The sequence below is a fragment of the Pseudoalteromonas phenolica genome (assembly GCF_005876835.1).
GTDB lineage: Bacteria > Pseudomonadota > Gammaproteobacteria > Enterobacterales > Alteromonadaceae > Pseudoalteromonas > Pseudoalteromonas phenolica_B.
Genome location: NZ_PPSW01000012.1, coordinates 28289 through 47947, shown reverse-complemented (window position 1 = coordinate 47947; position 19659 = coordinate 28289). Strand labels below are relative to the sequence as shown.

Sequence of the window (19659 nt, the reverse complement as noted above, 5' to 3'; positions counted from 1 at the left end):
TATCAGTCCTCAAAATAGATCACTTAATTAACAGTGAGTGGTATAATCAAAAGGGCAGTTATACAAATAAGTACTGCCCTTAATAAAGAGAGTTATTCTGACTCAGCCTGTTTTTGGCTACTAAGATGCATAGGATCAATTTCAAGCACAGGTGCTGCATCGATTTCTGTTGCATCCATCATAGAAGCAATTCGTTGCATAGACGAAAGCAATAGAGATTGTTCCCATTCTTCTAGCTGACAAAACTTTTGAATAAAGTGCTCTTGTAGAGGCTGGGGAGCATCAATTAATGCTGTCTTGCCATCTTCAGATAAAAATAACCCAACACGTCGTTTGTCTTCTGAGCTTCTAATTCGTTGGATCAAGTTACGGTTTTCAAGTCTATCTAATATGTTGGTTACTGTTGCTGCACTGAGGTTTATTTGTTTGGCAACCTGACTCGCCGTTACACCTTTAACTCGCGCAATTTCTTGCATGATAAGTAACTGTGGACCTGTTAGACCCGATGATTTATTTAATTGCTTAGAATGCAAGTCAATCGCACGGATGACTTTTCTGATTGAGACGAGTAGCTCTTCGTATTTTTCCATGATTACAGCACTGATAGACTATTTGTGCCGATAATAGCATCTATCTCAAAAGGATTAAAATACTGATGAAAAATCAATTTTCTTAATTTTGAAGTACTGACTTTAATGTGCTTTGAAGTTGTAAAAATAAGTTTGTACGAAATATATTTTAGTGCCTTAAATTGTTCTTTTTGTAAATTTTTTGTAGTTTAAAGGTTCGATTAATTAATCCTTTTGCATTAAATTTGTTGCTATAAATACTCTTGCTCATATAATGTTCACAAAAAGTGCATAGTAGTGCACTTTACTTTGTGGTGCGGTGTGTATGCGGTTTTGTGTTCTAACTCTTTTTCTTTTACTTCCTAATTGGTGTTTTTCACAAACGCCTTTGGTGGTAGATATCATGCAAAGTGAAAACTTTACGCAGCGTTATCAAAGTTTTTTAAATGGTCGCTCACCTTATGAAATCAGAGACTTTCATGCCACAACAAAAGGATCACATATAGAAATCATTGAAATGATCCTTTTGCAACAAGCGTTAAAACTTGGAGGTATTGATAGACCTATCGTTTTTAACCCAAAACCTTCTATTAATATCTTAGAGTATTCGGATTTAATTGCTGGTGACAGTCTCATTTTGGCGCGCTCCGTATGGCATGAAGACATTCTCAATTATCGAGGGTCATTGTATGTGAGCACGCCCTTAGTCAAATTTGGTGAATACGAAGCGGGTTTATATGTTGCTAAGCGTAACGTGCATCTCCACAATTTAGCTAAAGCTCAGATAGATAACTTAACCGTCGTTGCAAACCCCAGATGGAAAGTAGACTGGCGTGCACTTCATAATACCGACTTAAACATTGTGAGCTTTATTGGCCCTTGGGAAACCATGTTGGAAATGGTAGAGACTAGTGTGGTTGATGCCATGCTGATTAATTTTAGTGTCAGTGATAGTTTAGAGCTAAACTTTGAAAATCGGCTATATGTACCGATCAATAATATTAAGGTATTTTTGCCTGATTCTAGACATTTTGTAGTAAGTAAGCGCCACCCAGAAGGTCGCGCCGTATTTCATGCACTGAATAAAGGTCTCGGCATATTGAGAACAAATGGCACAATAGAAAAAGCGTTGAAACAGTCAGGTTTCATTAATGAGAAAGTCACGGATTGGCAAACGATAAACATCCAAATGCTCAATCCGGGATTGCAATGATTAAATATACTTCTCAGCTTATTGCGCTATTCATCTTCTTTTTTTGTTTTGAATCTTCCAGTAAAACACCTGCGTCTAAATTACAAACTAAAAGTTTTGCTGAGCTTCCCGCAAAGCTAGAGGTATATAAAAAAGCAGTATTGGCAACATATGACTTAAAATTATTGCCAAACCTAAAGGCTCTCGAGCAAGAAGCTGCTTCTGTTAACAATGCTAAAGTTCAAGCTGAAGCATTATTATTGGTGGCATTACTAAAACACCGTTACGGAGACTATAAAGAGAGCTTAACGCTTAATCAACGGGCTCTAGATATCGCGGTAGAGCTGGCCGATCCCGCTTTGTTGATCAGTGTTTACCTTTCAATTGTTCATCTTGAGGTATCGTTAGAGCGTTTTAAACAAGCATCAGAAAAAATGGATAAAATAGCACTTTTGGTCAATCAATTGCCTAAAGTCAGTATTTTGAGGGCTAAGGTTTGTCTTTGGAGGGCTAGGATCTATTTTAGTAAAGGAAGTTATTTGCAAGCATTGTATGTGCTTGATGATGCACTAGACAAACCAAATATGAGTAAGTCGATTTATATTGAGTTGCTGATTGAGAAAGCAAAAGTAAAGTTAGAAATGGGTGATCACATTGCAGCACAGGGTTTGATCGATCAAATCAGCCAGTACAATTCTGATAGTCAATTTCATCATACCAAGTTAATGGTTAAAGTGCTGCAAGCGAAGACATACCTTCAAGCTGGTTTGTTTGCTAAAGCGATTTTAACCGCCCAAGATGGTCTACAAAGTACTTTTCACACACGTTTTTTAGAAGAGCAAGCACAATTACAACATACTCTGGCTGCCAGTTTCGCTCAAATCCAAGATTACCAATGGGCGCATTTATATTTGAAGCGCTATGCATTTACGCAAAAGGCCTTAGACCTGCAAAAAAGAAATAATAAGTTACTGCAGCTTGAGGCAAGATTTGACTTTGATCAGCAAAGGCAGCAGCTGTCTTTACTTGAAAAAGATAATGCCCTAAAAGAGCAGCAAATAACGCAACAGTTGCAAGCAATAGAAAACACCGCTTTATTACAACAGCGAGTGATATTACTTGTGGTGTTGTTTTTTACATTACTATTTTTTATATATTGGCGCTGGCAAAACAGACGTACTTTGAAAATACTTGAGCAGCAAGTTGCTCAGCGTACACAAGAGCTTGCAATTAGAAATAAACAGCTTCAAGCATTAAGTTATACAGATAGTCTAACAGGGGCCTATAATCGTCACTTCTTATTCACCCACATTGACGAATATTTACCCACTGAGATTATGACCGAGTCAACCATTATGTGTTTAATCGATATCGACTTCTTTAAGCGGGTCAATGACACCTATGGGCATAGCGCAGGTGATGCAGTTCTAAAATCTTTTGTAACTGTGCTAAAACAAACGATTAGGCAAAATGATGTCATTATTCGTTGGGGTGGTGAAGAATTTTTACTATTAATGCCTAATATCTCGCGTGACGCAGCAGCAGAAATTCTAGAGCGGATCAGAGTTAATATAGAGTCTTTTGAGTTTAAAGATAATAACATACGAATTCCGGTTACTGCTTCATTTGGCTTTACACCATTTCCTTTGCAAAGAAACTCGGCTCTGCTTGACTGGGAGCAAACCATCGAACTTGCAGACTTGTGTTTATATACGGCGAAGAACGGTGGCAGGAATGCATGGGTTGGGATCACAGAAGCAAAGTTTGACAAAGCCTTTAAGGCTGAAGATATTGTTAATAATGCCAAGCAATTAATAGAGCAGGGCAACCTAAAGGCAATCTCAAACCGTGAGGAGATCATCAATACCATGATAAACTAAACAAAAAGTTTATCTATTTGAGCGAAACTGTGCTGCCGATTGAATCTGTTTTTTCACAATTGACCGACTCCTTATCTTCTCATCCGAGTGTATTACTACAGGCCCCCCCAGGTGCAGGTAAATCAACTTGGTTGCCTTTACAACTCATGTTATCAGGGCAATTTAGGAAAATAGTGATGTTAGAGCCGCGCAGATTAGCGGCTCGTAATATTGCTAATTTCTTAGCTCAACAATTAGGTGAAAAAGTCGGCGAGCAAATCGGATTAAGAATAAAGCAAGAAGCGAAAGTCAGTCACCGAACGCGTTTAGAAATCGTCACTGAAGGTGTTTTGACACGCATGATCCAGCAAGACCCAGAGTTAGATGGCATAGATCTACTTATCTTTGATGAATTTCATGAGCGCTCATTACAAGCAGATACTGCGTTGGCTCTATCATTAGAAAGCCAAAGCGCACTGAGAGATGATCTTAAAATCTTAGTCATGTCTGCGACATTAGACTCCGAACGTTACCTGCAATTTTTACAATGTCCTTTAATTAGCTCGGAGGGGCGAAGCTATCCTGTCGAAGAAATGTATGTGCCACTTCGCAACGAGCGAGAGTGGTTAGCAGCCATTCCAAATTTAATACATAAAGCGATTGAGGAGCAATCAGGCAGTATTTTGGTCTTTCTTCCAGGCCAAAAAGAGATTAATTTTGTAGCACAAAATTTAGGTGAATTGGGCGACAATATTGATGTTGTCAGCTTATTTGGCGAGCAAAACAAACAACAACAGCAAGCCGCTATTGCTCCAGCACCGCAAGGAAGAAGAAAAGTTGTATTGACCACCAATGTGGCAGAAACGTCTCTGACCATAGAAGGTGTTCGAGTAGTGATAGACAGTGGCAAAAAACGCGCTGCGGTTTATAACTTGAACACAGGTGTGAGTGAGCTTAAAACGCAGTCAACCTCAAAAGCATCGGCGGTGCAAAGGGCGGGGCGTGCTGGGCGTATTGAGCCGGGAGTTGTTTATAGACTTGGTGAAAAAACGCAGTTCGACCGACGCATAGCCCACGATTTACCACAGATAAAAACATCTGATATCAGTGCCCTAATGCTCGAAGCCAAAGTATGGGGAGCAGAAGTGTCAGCACTGCCATTACTCGATCAGCCTTCGTTATCTCAGCAAGAGCAAGCGACTCAATTACTGCAGATGTTAGAAGTCTTGGATGCCAAAGGAAAATTAACCCCATTAGGCGCTCAGATCCATAGTTTTGGCACTGAACCAAGACACGCCCATATGTTATTAAAAGCCCAACAACTTGAAGTTGAACTCCCGGACATTACTGCTTTGGCTTGTGCATTGGTTAGTTTATGGGAGCAAGGAAAACAACATAACCCTGATGTAGTGATTGCACTGTCTACCATGCTAACTAAGCCAACATCAAGCTTCAAGCAAGCGTATCAGCATTGGTGTAAAAGGCTTAATATTACAAAACTTGCAGAGCTCCCTATATCCGCCGTGCCACTCCTTATTGCATTAGCTTACCCCGATCGTATTGCAAAACGCAGAGGGCAAGGCTTTTTAATGGCAAACGGTGCAGGTGTCAAAGTCAATGAACAAGTTTGGCCGGTTGCTGAGTACTTAGCAATTGTATCCTTAGGAGGGGAAAAGGGCATGCAGGTGTTTAGTGCGACGCCCTTACATATTGAAGAGTTAAATACTCATCTTCCATACTTGATAAGCCAACAAACCGTTTGCGAATTTGATGAAAAACAGCAGAAGTTTATTCATGAAGACCGAGAACTACTTGGGCAGATAATCCTTTCGAGCAAACCAAGCAGAGCCGAAATTGACACACAAGCAAGAACGCATGCATGGTTAAGTTTGATAGCTAAACAAGGTCTGTCATTATTCAAATCATACGGCGAGTGTGAGCAGTTACTTACGCGCTTTGAACTAGCCTGTAAGTTTTACCCTGACACATTCAATGATTTATCTGAGCATGCATTAACAGCAGATTTAACATGGTTGTCTCCATATTTAGAGCAAGTAAAGCAGTTCGGCGCGTTAACTAAACTCGCGCTCAAAGATGCACTAATGAGTCGTTTAGATTGGTCTCAACAGCAAGCGTTAGAACAACTCCTGCCGGTCAGAATACAAGTGCCCTCAGGGTCTAATATAAAGCTCACTTATCAACAAGAAGGACCAGCAAAACTCAGCGTTCGAATGCAAGAGGTGTTTGGTATGCTTGAAACCCCAAGACTGTGTGAAGGGCGGCTTCCTTTGTTAATGGAGTTATTATCCCCGGCGCAACGTCCTTTACAGCTCACGCAAGACTTAGCAAATTTTTGGGGTACAAGTTACAAAGAAGTGCAAAAAGAAATGAAAGGGCGTTATCCAAAACATTTTTGGCCTGATGATCCAGCCAATAGTCCAGCAACAAATAGAGTAAAAAGTCGTATGTAGCGACTTTTTATCACTTAAAGTGCAGTTAGGGATCTCGCTTTAAATTGTAAGAAACAGTAAGTTATTGTCAGCGCTTAGCGCCTAATTTATTGACTTGATGCTGTTAAGGCTAAGAGAAATAAATACAATCTAGATCATATTTACAATGAGTATGTCTACATTTTTTAAAAAGGGGTTTTGCAATTTTCTGAGGCTTTGCTAATCGTTTTATTAAAGCCAATCACGGAGTTTGTCGCATGAAACCTTACCTGCCTGCTGTTTTAACTGCTTTTGTATGTCTATCCGGTTGCGGTTCAAGTAGCTCTGAAGATAGTCAGAATATGACACCTACCCCAGAGCCGACACAATCAACAAATGACGAAACTGAAGCGCCTAAAGTTGCTTTACGTTTCCCAACTAGTTTAATGGTGTCATCACCTTTTGCTGACAGTGCTCAGCAAAAACAGGCAAGAACCAGCCCGAGTTACGCGCCAAGTACACCTCTCTTTGGCCCAACTGTCCCTAGTTATTTTTCCGCAACAGAGCAAATAGGGCAGGTGTTAGCCGGGGAGCTTGCAATTTCAGATGCATTTGATGTTGCCTCTTTCTATCAAGTTAGCATTAACTCAGATTGTTTCGGTCCCCAGTTAATGTATGAAGGGCACCCTGAAGCGAGTGGCTCAGGCAGTAGTTCAGGTACATTACCCAGTGGTGATTTGGGTTTGTGGCTTGCAGAAGATAGCAGTGGGAACGCTTGCGCCGTATCGCAAATAAATGCACTGCTTTCTGGTGTTGAATCACAAACAGAAATGGCGTTAATGGTTATTGCGAGTTTTATCAGCGTTGCAGACAGTGAAGGTGAATCTTTGCCGGAAGAGGGCGCAACACTAGATCTCACCACTTATATGAATGCCCAAGGGATAACCAGCGTTAGCTTCGATTATGCAAGCATCTCTCTTGCGTCAGATACCTGGACATATAGTGCTGAAATGGACTATCAAGTGTCTGGCAATGACTATCGAATTACTATTTCAATGTCGCACACGCCTAGTTCAGAAGAAACTGAATATACCGGGTTATTACAATACACGGTTGAAGGAAAGCAAGGGGTGTCAGGTATAGAGTGGCCAGGGTTTAATTGCAGTCAGAATGAACGTACGTTCGCAGCGTCTCTCGCGTATGAAAGAGAAGATGATGAGATGAACTTGCAATTAAGAAATGCCACCTTATGCGGCCATAGTGCCTCAGGAGTATTTAATAGTAATGGTTTAGTTGATGTTGATAATACGTATAGCGCTTCAAACAGCGATGGTTGGAGTGAAAATTTTGCAATCTTAGGTGCTGATTTCGATTTAACCTCTCTGGCTGGTAGTTATAGCTATGTTTGGCAAGCGGGTGTGAACGACTCTCACAGTCGGATATTTAATATAGGATTTAATGATACAAGTTTAGATAATGGTGAAGCGCATTTTGGTTATGGTGAACAAGTCACAGACACTGACGGTTGGATCCAAGGGTTTATATGTAATTGGGCTGGGCCAGGTGCAAGCCATGCGCTCGTTGCTAAAACACAAAGACAATTCTTCGAGTACGATGCCAGTTTAAGTGTGTATTTAGGCACTGTTCATAGAGCTAATATTGAATATGCACCGACAACAAGTTGTGACTATGATGGCTCAGGTAGTTTCATATTTGATATAGATTTAAGTGGTGTCTTAGGTGATATCTCTGCCGAAGATAGCAGTTCAGTATTTACGAATGATCTGTGGAGCGCTTCAGATACAAGCCTGACAGTACCAGAAGCATTGGCCGCAAGAGGGCTTACTGTTCCTAGTATTCCATTTAGCTGGCCTAAAGATGAGTAATACATATTGTATAAGAGAATGACGCGATTAACGCGTCATTCTCTTTACGAAGACTACGACGAACAATGCCAAAGAGAAACTACCTGTAAATGCTTCAACCGTGGCAATAAAGCGAGAAAATCCGATGGGGGTAATGTCACCATAACCCAGAGTTGTAAATGTCACTACACTAAAATAAAAACTGTTAAGCAGTGCACTTATATTGTCAGAAAAGCTTTGTGAAAAGTTAATAGAAAGCACTTCATCCTGATAGCTTATGCCAAACAGGAAGTACATCAGTGCGCAAAATACAATCATTGAAAGGCTGAAACGGATCACATTGGCGGGTTTTTCACCATAACCACAGAGTAGATCAACAGCCGCACTCATAAAGCGCTTTTTTGAATGAGTCGGGTATTGATAATGACGCATACGCAGCTCTTTGTAGGTATAATTACCTGCCATTTCAAAAAGACCTTGTTGCTCAGCGCCTTTTCTAAGTGTGCGGTATGTCTCTTCAGATTGTAAGAAGAAGTCAGCGGCATCTTCTGTTCGTTTCTCTTTGGCCGCTAAGCTTGCCTCATTTTCTTGCTGTAACTTACCACTTAAATCTATATTATCGATCCGAGTATTGTTTAGCTTTATACCCAATAAGTTGGAATTTGAAAGCTTACAGCAATGTAAATTGGCATCATGCAGATCTGCTTTCATTAAAGAGGCATTTTCAATTTTGTTGTTAAATAAGTGCGCGCCTCTTAAATTCGCACGATAAAAATTGCTATATGATAAGTCGTAACCAGTATGGTCATTATGTTTGACAAGATTTAGTCCCTCGAGATTTGCTCTTTTCAATTCTAAACCTTGTAGAAGCCCACCACGCTTGGCATAACGTTCTAGTTTTTGCGATAATTCAAGCCCACTTTTATCGAACTTTGCGTCATGCCAAAAGCAAAGACCAGAACCCATATCAATTTCTTGGCAGCGACGGCCATCAGGAGAGTGATACTGGCAAGTAGGTTTATCTTTCATAAATTAACCCCTTTATAGTCTTATTACACTAAAGGTAGCAGTAAATTTATGGCTTTGAATGTGAAGTAAAAAAAATTCTTAAAAATGTTTGATTATCAATTAAAGCTTAGTAAACGAAGAAAGACGGTTGCAATTAAAGTCACACCAGAGCAAGTGGTCGTGACAGCCCCCGAAAACGTGTGTGAAGTCGCTTTAGAAAATTGGCTCAAGAGCAAAAAAGACTGGGTACATACACAAAGACAGAAACTAGAGCTTGCGCCTAATAAACAAAAGCCTTTGCAAACAAGGTCACTTTTGGTTTTTGGTTCAGTTTACAAGATTGAATTTTCAGATATAAACAAGCCTGTAATAGATCATGAGAGCCGCTTTATATATTTACCTGAAGTGCTGCGCCAAGAGAGGCTTGAGTTTAGGCGAGCGATCATTAAATTACTGACAGATTTGCTCTCTAGTTATTTAGAGTTGTGCTTAGAGCAATTGTCTAAGCAAATGAATTGTCATGTTTCAGCGGTGAAAATCAGGGAGTATAAGAGCCGCTGGGGGAGTTGTAGCAGTAAACAAGCGCTTACTTTTAATAGCCTTCTTGCAGGGGCGCCAGAGCATATTATTGATTATGTTATTGTTCATGAGCTAGCACATTGTCATGTACTGGCACATAACACATTATTTTGGCAGCTTGTTGAAAAGCACTATGAAGATTATAAGTCAGCAAGATTATGGTTTAACAAGAATGGTAAAGCGTTAATGATAGAATGAAGTAAGATGATTTAATAAGAAAGAGATGGTGGAGGGGGCTGGATTCGAACCAGCGAAGGCAGAGCCGTCAGATTTACAGTCTGATCCCTTTGGCCGCTCGGGAACCCCTCCACAGGGGATATCTAATTTTGTACAACTTGGTGGAGGGGGCTGGATTCGAACCAGCGAAGGCAGAGCCGTCAGATTTACAGTCTGATCCCTTTGGCCGCTCGGGAACCCCTCCAAGTTGTAGTGTGTTGTTATGGTGGAGGGGGCTGGATTCGAACCAGCGAAGGCAGAGCCGTCAGATTTACAGTCTGATCCCTTTGGCCGCTCGGGAACCCCTCCTAAACAACGGCGCTGATAATAACAAAGTTTTTTATTAAGTAAAGAAAACAACTAAAGAAAATTAAAAAAATGCCGATAAAAATATAACTTTTCAAATAATCGGTGAAACTCTATGCAATTAGAGCGCATTTTAAACAAGGAGCATCAGCTTGGTGACACGCTAGCAAAAAGCGTGGCACAAGAGCGTCGTGCTGACTTTGCGCTTTGTTTGGCTATGCTTTCACCAAACGCACTCGACTTCAGTGAATTTCATTTACCTGAATCAGAATTAACTGAGCCAGATAAGAGTGAAGATGCGTTAAAAAAAGAACTTCAAATTGGTCCCCAACAACAAACGGCACCCAACACTTATGATATGACCATAGGTGAAAATAATAGCCGTTTACTTCATGAGCAAGGACTTGCTGAATTAAGGCTTAGAAATTGTCTTTCGCCAGAACCTTTACATATCAGAGACGATAAGAAGCATATTGAGTTAGCTATTATTGATAATTGTGAACCGACTGTGCAGGCTAAAATTTTCGCTCAAAGAGCTGGCGCATTAGAGGTTGATAAACCCAAAATAGATGCAGCGGGTTTTTATGATCATTTAGCTAGCGGAGAAATGCAGCAGGCGGTTCAGTTGTCCGCCTAATGCGAGATGATAGTGAGTGAGCTTAAAAGCGGTCTAAATCAGCTAGCGTGACACTTTTTAAATTTTTTGCCACTGTTACAGGGGCAGGGATCATTTCTAGATACTTTTAACTCAGGCACATCATATAATTGGCCATCTAAGTAACGCCATGCCCCTTCTTCTTTAATGAATCTTGAAACCTCATGTATTTGGCAATGTTTTCCGTCTGCTAAATAATGTGCTCTAAATTCAACATAATCAAAATCAGGTTCAGTTTTTGTTGCAACGATCTCGAGTTTGATAAAGTTGGCAAATGAAGCGAATGCAGCTATGTCTTCAAGGCTGTGATTGCTTTGCTCAGATTTGGCATAAGTCTCAAGTATATATTGTGCATTATTAGTAGCATAAGCACTGTAACGAGAGCGCATAAGCTGTTCAGCTGTGTCCGGTAACTTTTGCTTTGCAATAAATACATTGCAGCATGACTCATAAGGTTGAGTGTTAGAACAGTAACACATAAGAAAATCTTTTATTAACTTGCAATGCGCTCTATTGTACACACTTTGCTGCAGGTTTCAGTAAAACAGTATAGCGAGATATCTGTTTGGCTTAAGTGCATTTGCGAAAGCTGCTCCGGATCCGTAATACCAGTCCATGTAATAACCGCTGCAAAATTGCCATTATTTAACGCTGAATTTAGTACATACTCTAAATCAACGATGTGTTTTTTTCTGATCACTAATAATTTACTTGAGTCTATTGAGCTGGCCTCAAGCATATCTTTATTTGGGATATGGTCAGGTGCAATTAGTAAAGTCCAGCCTTGTTTGTTATTACATTGGTGAATGATCTTAAGTAGTTCAAGACTGGCACAAACTTCATCAGGGGTTTCAACAAAGTTAATGGCTTTTACAGCATCTACTTTTTTTACTGAACTTGGTAAAACTGCGGTTGTCTGTAACATAATCATCTCACTGGTTGTTTATACAGTATCTATATACAGTAGTTTATACAGTGTTTTATTGCAAGCAGAAATGTTACTTTTTAATCAATTTCAATAGAGTTACATAATAAAGTCTTTAAATTCAACGGGTTGCAAGTTTGATGTTTTTGTTTTTTTTGACGTGCTATAGATACAGTGGTTTTATACAGTAGTTTTTACAGTGAGTACTGTATAAAACTACTGTATGAAAAAATAGGCTTAATTAGACTGGAACTGTAATTGATGAATTTGCTCGTACAAGGTGGCAGCATAGCACTGCGCATCTTTGATTCTTTTCGTTGTTAAATGCGGTTTGATTTGTTCTATTACTGCGTTGGCCGCATCTACACCTTGGCTTTGAGCGAGTGACAACCAAGCCATAGCATGGAATGCACTCTGTGGCACACCTTGCCCTTTTATAAACATCAAACCTAAATAAAACTGTGCTTTGTTATCTCCCGACATAGCAGCCATACGCAGCCACTTCGTTGCCAGCGGATAGGATTTTTCTTGTAGGTAGTACAACCCTTTTTTAAAAGCAGTGACAGAGTCATGCTCTTTCGGATAGCGTAGTTCACCATTAGGAGGTGTTGTAACGAACTCAAGCACATTAAATAGCTGTTGCTCTAAGTCGTGATGCGCCGCGCTATTATCTGGCGATTTATCCATACTCTACCTATTTTTGAAAAGCTTAATATTATTGTAGTCAAAACTTTGTGACCATGTTGGCCATAAATTTAGTTATGCTAAATTCTTGCCAAATGATTAACTAATTATATATTTTTACGGTCATTATGCAGTTATTTTTTAAAGCTTTTTGTGATGAGATGCCTTTATTATTCATATAAGGTGCAAAAGCCCCTCCTTATTTTCTTTTATGTCACAGCATCTCTACTGCTTTATCGACTGGCTGACATCGAATAACCATACTTTGCGATTTTAGTCAGCAGGCCTCAGCCTTGTGTAAATACCAAACAAACAGCGGTAAAAGTTGAACCTGAAATATTAATAGGCCTGACAAATACCTTAGCTAAAAGAAACAGCAATTGCATTTTTAATCACTGTCATTAACCGCTAAAATAGCGCCGCTTTTATAAGAATTATAAATTTCTTTTAACTTTTACCAATGGAAACATCTATGCTCGAAAAGCTATTTTCAATCAAGCATCAAGGCTCTAGTGTGAAAACTGAGTTAATTGCTGGACTCACGACCTTTCTCACTATGGTTTACATCGTTTTTGTAAACCCGGCAATGCTAGCGCAAACAGGCATGGATTTTGGTGCTGCATTTGTTGCCACATGTATTGCTGCGGCAATTGGTTGTTTTATTATGGGTTTTTGGGCCAATTATCCTCTTGCACTTGCTCCAGGTATGGGTTTGAACGCTTTTTTTACTTATGGCGTTGTGTTAGGTATGGGCTATAGCTGGCAGTCTGCATTAGGGGCAGTGTTTTTATCTGGCTGTATTTTTCTTGTTTTAAGTTTATTTAAAGTGCGAGAGTGGATTATTAACGCGATCCCACTTGTATTGAAGCAAGCGATTGCAACGGGGATTGGCGCGTTTTTAGCTTTAATCGCGCTTAAAAATGCCGAAATCATTGTCGCAAGCCCTGCAACGCTTGTTCAACTGGGTGATATCACCAGTGCAGGTCCGTTACTGGCAATTTTAAGTTTCTTTGTTATCGCAGCATTGATGTTCAGAGACGTCAAAAGTGGGGTTCTGATCAGTATTTTTATTGTAACGATTACTGCATGGGCATTAGGTTTGATTGAGTATCAAGGAATAGTGTCTGCTCCGCCAAGTATTGCCCCGACTATTATGCAATTAGACATCGCTGGTGCACTTGAGCTTTCTATGTTGAGTGTTGTTTTTGCGTTCTTGTTTGTAGACTTATTTGATACATCAGGCACTTTGGTGGCGGTAACGCAAAAAGCGGGTTTAGCAGACGAGCAGGGCAGAATGCCACGTTTGGGTCGCGCACTTTCTGCTGATAGTACTGCCACAATTGCAGGATCTATGTTAGGTACTTCAACAACGACATCTTATATTGAATCTGTATCAGGTGTGTCAGTGGGTGGTAGAACGGGATTAACCGCCGTTGTTGTTGGCGTATGCTTCTTATTAATGACTTTCTTTGCACCTTTAGCGCAAATGATCCCAGCTTATGCCACTGCAGGGGCAATTTTGTACGTTGCGGTACTCATGTTGCAAAATTTAAAGTTAGTGAATTGGGATGACATGACAGATGCAATCCCAGTGAGCGTCGTGTTACTGATGACACCACTGACTTTTTCTATTGCACATGGTATTGCTTTGGGCTTTATTGCTTATACTGCAGTGAAGTTTGTATGTGGTAAGAAAGATGAAATCACAATGAGTGTTTGGGTATTAACCGCGCTATTTTTAGTAAAGTTTGCTCTAAGCTAATTGGTGAAAATTGATGCCGAAGAAAAGTGTTACCACTTTTTCTTCGGTGCAAATAAAACATCTAGATCGTCTTGCTCTTGCTCTTTTTTCTGTTTAACAGATGACTCATTAGACGCTTTTAATTCATTACTGATTTCATTTAAGTAAGATTCTAGTAGTTGCTTTTTGTTAGTGACATATTCATCAGAGTAGGTGACGGCACAAATCGTGGCATAGGCTTTTTCGAAATATTGTCGAGCTGAACCGACCATGTTGGCAGTTCTTGCTGCGACACCGCGTTTTATCTGACTTTCAACATTAATTTTTAATTGCAGCTTTTCAAGTCTTCTATCTTCAGCAACAAACTTTTGCGTTTCAACTTTGCCTTTAGAATGTTCAGAGCGAAGTACACCTCTCAGCTTTTTAATACCTTGCACTAAGGCGATAAGCTGTTTGTCATTGTCTGGTAGGCTTAAATTGTCAGAATTATTTGCGTTTTCAGGTGTTGAGTTCATCCGCTCTTTTGATTCGTGCAAGCGGTTTTTTAATTCTCTTGATGTAGGCGAGAGTTCGACCATTACAGCTAAAGCGTCATGAACACGTCTTTGCAGTACTTGGATCATAAACTCAGACATTGGAATATTACTGCTATTTACAATCACATCTTCAGATTCTTCAATGATGCGTTTTTGTTTAGCAAGCTCTTTTCTTCTTTCTGCTTCTTGCTTCTCTTTGTGCTGCTGAACTGCACTTACCCATACGGCAATGATGATCAAAGCAACAATTAGCACAATAATTATTGGGACAAGCATAGCGACTTCTCAATCATAATTTCTCAAACCATTTTTATCTTACATGAAATTATCACTTACTGAATAGCGCAACACGATATTCTGATAAAAAATACATTTAATTCATAGCTTTTTATTATAGTTTAAGATTCAAATAATGGTCAGTCGCAAACAAATGAGGCAATTGCTACCTGAAAGTCTTCAAATATGCTAGCCTTAAAGAATTAGGGCAAAATGCTGTATGGCTCAATAACGACGCCGTTGCTCGTGAAAAAACTAAAACAATAAAAATATTATGAAATTACAACAACTAAAATATATTGTAGAAGTCCTCAATCACAACCTTAACGTTTCGGCAACGGCTGAAAGTCTATACACATCTCAACCTGGTATTTCTAAACAGGTTAGAATGCTCGAAGATGAACTCGGTGTGCAAATCTTTGGTCGAAGCGGTAAACACCTTACGCATGTTACCCCTGCGGGTAATGAAATCATTAATATTGCTCGAGAAATCCTCTCTAAAGTCGAAGGAATAAAAGCCGTTGCGAATGAGCATACCTTACCAGATCAGGGTAAGTTGAATATTGCAACAACTCACACTCAAGCTCGCTATGCGCTACCAGGTGTGATCCAGGGCTTTATGCAAAAGTATCCTGCAGTGTCTTTGCATATGCATCAAGGTACGCCACAGCAAATTTCTGACGCGGCAGCTCGTGGTGACGCTGACTTTGCTATCGCAACAGAAGCGCTGCATTTGTACAGTGATTTGGTTATGTTGCCATGTTATCACTGGAATAGAAGCATTGTGGTTACAAAAGATCATCCACTTGCAAAACTGGGTAAGAATATCTCGGTTCAAGATATCGCGAAGTATCCACTGATCACCTATGTATTCGGTTTTACTGGTCGTTCAGAACTTGATAAAGCGTTTAATGCCCATGGTTTAGAGCCACATATTGTATTTACTGCAACCGATGCTGATGTCATTAAAACTTATGTTCGCTTAGGTCTTGGTGTGGGTGTGTTAGCAACTATGGCTATCGATACGCAGACTGATGACGATTTGGTTTGTATCGATGCAAGCCACTTATTTGAGGCGAGCACAACTAAGATAGGCTTTAGAAAAGGTAGTTTCTTACGCGGTTATATGTATGACTTTATTGAACGCTTTGCACCACACTTAACCAAAGAGTTGGTCGAAAAAGCAAGCTTACTGCGTAATCAAGACGATGTTGATGAGTTATTTAAAGACATTAAATTACCAGTTAAATAATTATTTTCACAAATGAAAAAAGGCTGCAATTGCAGCCTTTTTTGTATCTAATTATTGTTAGTTATTAACATTCGATAATATTAACAGCAAGACCACCACGTGCAGTCTCTTTGTATTTGGTTTTCATATCGTTACCAGTATCAAGCATGGTCTTAATAACCTTATCTAACGATACTTTTTGATCGCCCGAACCACGCATAGCAAGACGAGACGCGTTGATAGCTTTCACTGCACCCATAGCGTTACGTTCGATACAAGGAACTTGAACTAAGCCACCAACAGGGTCGCATGTTAAACCTAAGTTATGCTCCATGCCGATTTCTGCGGCGTTTTCAACGTGAACAACATTGCCGCCCATGATTTCAGTGAGTGCACCAGCCGCCATTGAACAAGCTACACCGACTTCACCTTGACAACCAACCTCTGCACCTGAAATTGACGCGTTCTTTTTATAAAGAATACCAATCGCAGCAGCGGTTAATAAATAACGTGTGGCAATTTCTGCATCGACTTCTTTGATGAATGTATGGTAATACATCAATACTGCCGGCAAGATCCCCGCTGCACCATTTGTTGGCGCTGTCACTACACGGCCGCCAGCTGCGTTTTCTTCGTTTACGGCTAGAGCGAATAAATCAACCCAGTCCATTGCACGCAGTGGGTCGTTGTTATTTTCAACGTTTAGTTTTAAATATAAGCTCGGTGCACGACGTCTTACTTTTAAGCCGCCCGGTAAAATACCTTCAGTACGCATACCACGCTCAATACAAGCTTTCATGACGGTCCAGATATTGAAAAGCTCGTCTTTAATATCTTTTTCTGCACGAAGTGTTTTCTCGTTTGCCATCATTAGAGATGACACACTTAAGCCTGTCTCTTTACACATATCCAATAACTCTTGAGCATTATTGAAAGGGTAAGGTGCTGGGTTTTCTGCGCGAATATCAAGTGCGGCTTGTTTTTCTTGGTCGAAGGCTTCTTCGGTCACAATAAAACCGCCGCCGATAGAGTAATAAACCTGGCTGTGAACTAACTCTTCACCAGCATATGCGAAAATTTCCATCGCGTTTGAGTGCTTTGGCAAGGTTTTACGACGATGGAAAACAATCGCGCCTTGCTTTGGAAAAGCCGCTTTATGGGTTTTATCTAGATATATAACTTGTTCGTTTTCGATGGTGTCTAAAATTTCGGGGACTGCATCGGCATCGATGGTTTCAGGGTCGTAACCTGCTAAGCCTAAAATTACCGCTTTACCTGAGCCGTGACCAACACCAGTTTGACCAAGTGAGCCATACAGTTCTACTTTGACAGAAGTAACCTTGTCGATTAATTGTTTTTCTTGTAAATCTTTTACATAAAGACGTGAAGCGCGCATTGGGCCGACTGTATGTGACGACGACGGGCCAATCCCGATACTGAACATATCAAATGCACTAATCATAAACTTCTACTCAACATTGCCTTTGAACGGACGCACATCATAACGTTAAAGTATTTCAATGTAACTATTTTGCGCTGGCTAAGTGGTGGTTAGTTGACCAGTTGAGCAAAGTTTTTAACTAATTTAGCCGTCGCGCCCCATAGTAAGCCATGCTCAGTAGGAAAAATATCGAATTTTCGGGCTTTTCCGCCTAATTGTACTTCGATTGAGCGCCAGTTTTTTTCGTCAAATAAACGTTCGAGTGAAATCGTAAATACCCGTTCTACCTCTTCACTGTCAGTGTGCCATGAAGCATGAGATTGAAGTGTTGCAACAATAGGTGAAATGGTAAAGCCTGTTAATGTGTTATGGGTAGGTAATTGGCCGATAGAATTGATGTGGCTAGGGCAAATACCCAGCTCTTCGTTGGTTTCACGTATTGCTGTGGCCTGGAGTGAGGGGTCAAATTGCTCAAATTTACCACCTGGAAAGCAAATTTGGCTTGGATGGTGTTTTAAGTAAGAAGCCCGTTTGCAGAATAACAAAGCGGCTTTGTTATTCACCTCAAGCAGAGGTAATAATACGGCGCTTGCTCTGGTATTTTCAAAGTGAGCTGAATCAATGAGAGGCGCACTGAGGTTAAATTTACATACAATGTCAGATAACTTCATTTGCTCCTCCCGTTTTACTGCTTAGCTATTACTAAGTATAGGTAATATTTTGTTTACCTTGTCTAAAGTTTCTTGGTATTCCAATGCGGCTTTTGAATCAGCGACAATGCCACCGCCAGCCCAGCAATGAATTTTATCTTCATTGCATACCAAAGTTCGAATAGTAATTGACGTGTCCATCTTGCCGCATGCGCTGATATAACCGATAGAGCCACAGTATACACTGCGACGATGAGGTTCGAGTTCTTCAATAATTTCCATGGCACGAATTTTAGGTGCACCAGTGATTGAACCACCTGGAAAAGCCGCCTCAAGTTGGTCAATAGCCGTTTTGCCTTCAGCTAATTCACTTTGTACGGTACTCACTAAGTGATGAACAGCAGGGAAGCTTTCGATATCAAAAAGTTTAGGCACAGTCACGGTACCTGGTTTGGCCACTTTCCCTAAATCGTTACGGAGAAGGTCAACGATCATCACATTTTCAGCGCGATCTTTAGGGCTATTTTTAAGTATTTCGGCTTGTTGTTTATCGGCTGTTGCTTCTTTTAATCTAGGCAGTGTGCCTTTGATTGGCTTAGTTTCGACTTTGCCATCTTCAACTAGAATAAAGCGTTCAGGTGACACCGATAAAATTGACCCATGTGGGTGATTTATAAAAGCAGCAAATGGTGCTTTGTTGTGTGCTCTGAGGGTTTTGTAGGCTGACCAAGGGGTGCCATTAAACTCTGCACTGAAGCGCTGAGCTAAGTTAATTTGATAGCAGTCGCCACTTTTTAAATAAGCTTGAATTTTATCAAACTGTTTTTCATACGCGCTTTTATCAAGATTCGATTGCCACTCAGAGGTGAGCTTAAAAGGAACTGCTTTTGCAGCTTGATTGTTAATTGCCGCTAAATACGTGTCAAGGCGATCGAAGTTTGGCTGAGAAACATAAAACCACTCAGAGGTGTGATTATCAAAAATCAGTGCATCTAAATATAGACCTGCACTCATATCAGGCATATTAATGTCTTCGATTGCCAACTCGGGCATGGATTCAATATAACGACCCAAGTCGTAACCAAAGTAACCTAACCATCCACCGGTAAAAGGTAAATTTTCAGCGGTTTGTGTATTCGATAAATCACTTAACAGTGATTGCATAATGGCAAAACAACTTTGCGTTTGTTGTTTACCATCTAAAAATACGAGCTTATTTTTCGCTTCGACGAGGTGTTTTGGCTCAAAACTGATGATGTCGTAACGGCTATTTTCGTGTTTCGCGTTACTTGAATCTAATAAAACTGCGTGAGGCAAATGGGCGAATTGCTCAAAAACTAACTCAGTAGATAGCTTAATGTCTAATTTTTTACAATTGATTTGCTCATTTATCATTTACTTGAACCTGAAAACTAGCCCGAAACGGGCGAGGAGGGTATCATATTTGCCAGTTTTACAATAGTGATGTGTATATCACTTAAAACCGTCAACATGTTA

General features: G+C 40.2%; 17 protein-coding genes and 3 tRNA genes. 8 read left to right on the top strand and 12 right to left on the bottom strand.

The genetic code is table 11. The annotated features are described in order from the left end of the window. Positions 1-92: 92 nt before the first annotated feature. Positions 93-590: a MarR family winged helix-turn-helix transcriptional regulator gene (locus C1E24_RS08325; protein WP_138480460.1), complete on the bottom strand. Its 498-nt coding sequence runs from the start codon at positions 588-590 to the stop codon at positions 93-95. A 382-nt stretch (positions 591-972) separates the two neighbouring features. On the opposite strand from C1E24_RS08325, the gene C1E24_RS08320 reads away from it, so the two are divergent. From C1E24_RS08320 to C1E24_RS08305, 4 genes are all read left to right on the top strand, one after another. Continuing rightward, on the top strand, positions 973-1782 hold the full coding sequence (locus tag C1E24_RS08320; protein ID WP_240721964.1) for a hypothetical protein: 810 nt from the start codon (positions 973-975) through the stop codon (positions 1780-1782). Next, positions 1779-3641 (top strand): GGDEF domain-containing protein, encoded by a 1863-nt coding sequence (locus C1E24_RS08315; protein WP_138480456.1) that lies wholly within the window; start codon positions 1779-1781, stop codon positions 3639-3641. Before C1E24_RS08320 ends, C1E24_RS08315 begins: the two co-directional genes overlap by 4 nt. Positions 3642-3670: 29 nt before the next feature. Then, entirely contained in the window at positions 3671-6091 is a 2421-nt protein-coding gene (gene hrpB, locus C1E24_RS08310; RefSeq protein ID WP_138480739.1) for an ATP-dependent helicase HrpB, read from the top strand. A gap of 236 nt (positions 6092-6327) precedes the next feature. Next, entirely contained in the window at positions 6328-7935 is a 1608-nt protein-coding gene (locus tag C1E24_RS08305) for a hypothetical protein (protein WP_138480454.1), read from the top strand. Positions 7936-7962: 27 nt separating this feature from the next. Here C1E24_RS08305 and C1E24_RS08300 read toward each other — a convergent pair whose 3' ends face one another. Further along, positions 7963-8943: an ion channel gene (locus C1E24_RS08300; protein WP_138480452.1), complete on the bottom strand. Its 981-nt coding sequence runs from the start codon at positions 8941-8943 to the stop codon at positions 7963-7965. An 84-nt stretch (positions 8944-9027) separates the two neighbouring features. Between C1E24_RS08300 and C1E24_RS08295 the strand changes: the two genes are divergently transcribed. Beyond that, positions 9028-9699, top strand: coding sequence for a M48 family metallopeptidase (locus tag C1E24_RS08295; RefSeq protein ID WP_138480450.1), 672 nt, complete (start codon positions 9028-9030; stop codon positions 9697-9699). Positions 9700-9725: 26 nt separating this feature from the next. Here C1E24_RS08295 and C1E24_RS08290 read toward each other — a convergent pair. The 3 genes from C1E24_RS08290 to C1E24_RS08280 all read right to left on the bottom strand — a co-directional run bounded on the left by C1E24_RS08290 (position 9726) and on the right by C1E24_RS08280 (position 10026). Beyond that, a tRNA-Tyr gene (locus C1E24_RS08290) sits at positions 9726-9810 on the bottom strand. Between the two features lie 27 nt (positions 9811-9837). After that, a tRNA-Tyr gene (locus C1E24_RS08285) sits at positions 9838-9922 on the bottom strand. 19 nt (positions 9923-9941) lie between these two features. Beyond that, positions 9942-10026: transfer RNA gene (locus C1E24_RS08280), tRNA-Tyr, on the bottom strand. 112 nt (positions 10027-10138) lie between these two features. On the opposite strand from C1E24_RS08280, the gene C1E24_RS08275 reads away from it, so the two are divergent. Beyond that, on the top strand, positions 10139-10660 hold the full coding sequence (locus C1E24_RS08275) for a VC2046/SO_2500 family protein (RefSeq protein ID WP_138480448.1): 522 nt from the start codon (positions 10139-10141) through the stop codon (positions 10658-10660). Positions 10661-10698: 38 nt separating this feature from the next. Here the strand turns inward: C1E24_RS08275 and C1E24_RS08270 are convergent, their stop codons facing one another. The 3 genes from C1E24_RS08270 to C1E24_RS08260 form a co-directional block, all read right to left on the bottom strand. Continuing rightward, positions 10699-11157, bottom strand: a complete 459-nt coding sequence (locus C1E24_RS08270) for a YchJ family protein (RefSeq protein ID WP_171040829.1) — start codon at positions 11155-11157, stop codon at positions 10699-10701. A 14-nt stretch (positions 11158-11171) separates the two neighbouring features. Next, the gene (locus C1E24_RS08265; protein ID WP_138480446.1) at positions 11172-11603 is read right to left on the bottom strand and encodes a SulA-like leucine-rich domain-containing protein; all 432 of its coding nucleotides are present in this window, start codon (positions 11601-11603) and stop codon (positions 11172-11174) included. Between the two features lie 237 nt (positions 11604-11840). Continuing rightward, positions 11841-12290, bottom strand: coding sequence for a tetratricopeptide repeat protein (locus C1E24_RS08260; protein WP_138480444.1), 450 nt, complete (start codon positions 12288-12290; stop codon positions 11841-11843). A gap of 469 nt (positions 12291-12759) precedes the next feature. Between C1E24_RS08260 and C1E24_RS08255 the strand changes: the two genes are divergently transcribed. Next, positions 12760-14049: an NCS2 family permease gene (locus C1E24_RS08255; RefSeq protein WP_138480442.1), complete on the top strand. Its 1290-nt coding sequence runs from the start codon at positions 12760-12762 to the stop codon at positions 14047-14049. 29 nt (positions 14050-14078) lie between these two features. On the opposite strand, the gene C1E24_RS08250 is transcribed toward C1E24_RS08255, so the two are convergent. Next, positions 14079-14840: a hypothetical protein gene (locus tag C1E24_RS08250; RefSeq protein WP_138480440.1), complete on the bottom strand. Its 762-nt coding sequence runs from the start codon at positions 14838-14840 to the stop codon at positions 14079-14081. Between the two features lie 274 nt (positions 14841-15114). Between C1E24_RS08250 and cysB the strand changes: the two genes are divergently transcribed. Next, positions 15115-16092, top strand: coding sequence for an HTH-type transcriptional regulator CysB (gene cysB / locus C1E24_RS08245; protein ID WP_138480438.1), 978 nt, complete (start codon positions 15115-15117; stop codon positions 16090-16092). Positions 16093-16156: 64 nt separating this feature from the next. Here cysB and C1E24_RS08240 read toward each other — a convergent pair whose 3' ends face one another. The 3 genes from C1E24_RS08240 to pabB form a co-directional block, all read right to left on the bottom strand. Next, entirely contained in the window at positions 16157-17533 is a 1377-nt protein-coding gene (locus C1E24_RS08240) for an L-serine ammonia-lyase (protein ID WP_138480436.1), read from the bottom strand. 89 nt (positions 17534-17622) lie between these two features. Continuing rightward, a complete protein-coding gene (locus C1E24_RS08235; RefSeq protein ID WP_138480434.1) occupies positions 17623-18183 on the bottom strand; it encodes a CoA pyrophosphatase in 561 nt (186 codons plus the stop codon). A gap of 21 nt (positions 18184-18204) precedes the next feature. Further along, positions 18205-19557: an aminodeoxychorismate synthase component I gene (gene pabB / locus C1E24_RS08230; RefSeq protein WP_138480432.1), complete on the bottom strand. Its 1353-nt coding sequence runs from the start codon at positions 19555-19557 to the stop codon at positions 18205-18207. Between the last annotated feature and the right edge of the window lie 102 nt (positions 19558-19659).

Bases quoted from the DNA above. Each gene is read 5' to 3' on its own strand.
- C1E24_RS08325 (WP_138480460.1), bottom strand. From the start codon at position 590: ATGGAAAAATACGAAGAGCTACTCGTCTCAATCAGAAAAGTCATCCGT.
- C1E24_RS08320 (WP_240721964.1), top strand. From the start codon at position 973: ATGCAAAGTGAAAACTTTACGCAGCGTTATCAAAGTTTTTTAAATGGT.
- C1E24_RS08315 (WP_138480456.1), top strand. From the start codon at position 1,779: ATGATTAAATATACTTCTCAGCTTATTGCGCTATTCATCTTCTTTTTT.
- C1E24_RS08305 (WP_138480454.1), top strand. From the start codon at position 6,328: ATGAAACCTTACCTGCCTGCTGTTTTAACTGCTTTTGTATGTCTATCC.
- C1E24_RS08300 (WP_138480452.1), bottom strand. From the start codon at position 8,943: ATGAAAGATAAACCTACTTGCCAGTATCACTCTCCTGATGGCCGTCGC.
- C1E24_RS08295 (WP_138480450.1), top strand. From the start codon at position 9,028: ATGTTTGATTATCAATTAAAGCTTAGTAAACGAAGAAAGACGGTTGCA.
- C1E24_RS08275 (WP_138480448.1), top strand. From the start codon at position 10,139: ATGCAATTAGAGCGCATTTTAAACAAGGAGCATCAGCTTGGTGACACG.
- C1E24_RS08270 (WP_171040829.1), bottom strand. From the start codon at position 11,157: ATGTGTTACTGTTCTAACACTCAACCTTATGAGTCATGCTGCAATGTA.
- C1E24_RS08265 (WP_138480446.1), bottom strand. From the start codon at position 11,603: ATGTTACAGACAACCGCAGTTTTACCAAGTTCAGTAAAAAAAGTAGAT.
- C1E24_RS08260 (WP_138480444.1), bottom strand. From the start codon at position 12,290: ATGGATAAATCGCCAGATAATAGCGCGGCGCATCACGACTTAGAGCAA.
- C1E24_RS08255 (WP_138480442.1), top strand. From the start codon at position 12,760: ATGCTCGAAAAGCTATTTTCAATCAAGCATCAAGGCTCTAGTGTGAAA.
- C1E24_RS08250 (WP_138480440.1), bottom strand. From the start codon at position 14,840: ATGCTTGTCCCAATAATTATTGTGCTAATTGTTGCTTTGATCATCATT.
- cysB (WP_138480438.1), top strand. From the start codon at position 15,115: ATGAAATTACAACAACTAAAATATATTGTAGAAGTCCTCAATCACAAC.
- C1E24_RS08240 (WP_138480436.1), bottom strand. From the start codon at position 17,533: ATGATTAGTGCATTTGATATGTTCAGTATCGGGATTGGCCCGTCGTCG.
- C1E24_RS08235 (WP_138480434.1), bottom strand. From the start codon at position 18,183: ATGAAGTTATCTGACATTGTATGTAAATTTAACCTCAGTGCGCCTCTC.
- pabB (WP_138480432.1), bottom strand. From the start codon at position 19,557: ATGATAAATGAGCAAATCAATTGTAAAAAATTAGACATTAAGCTATCT.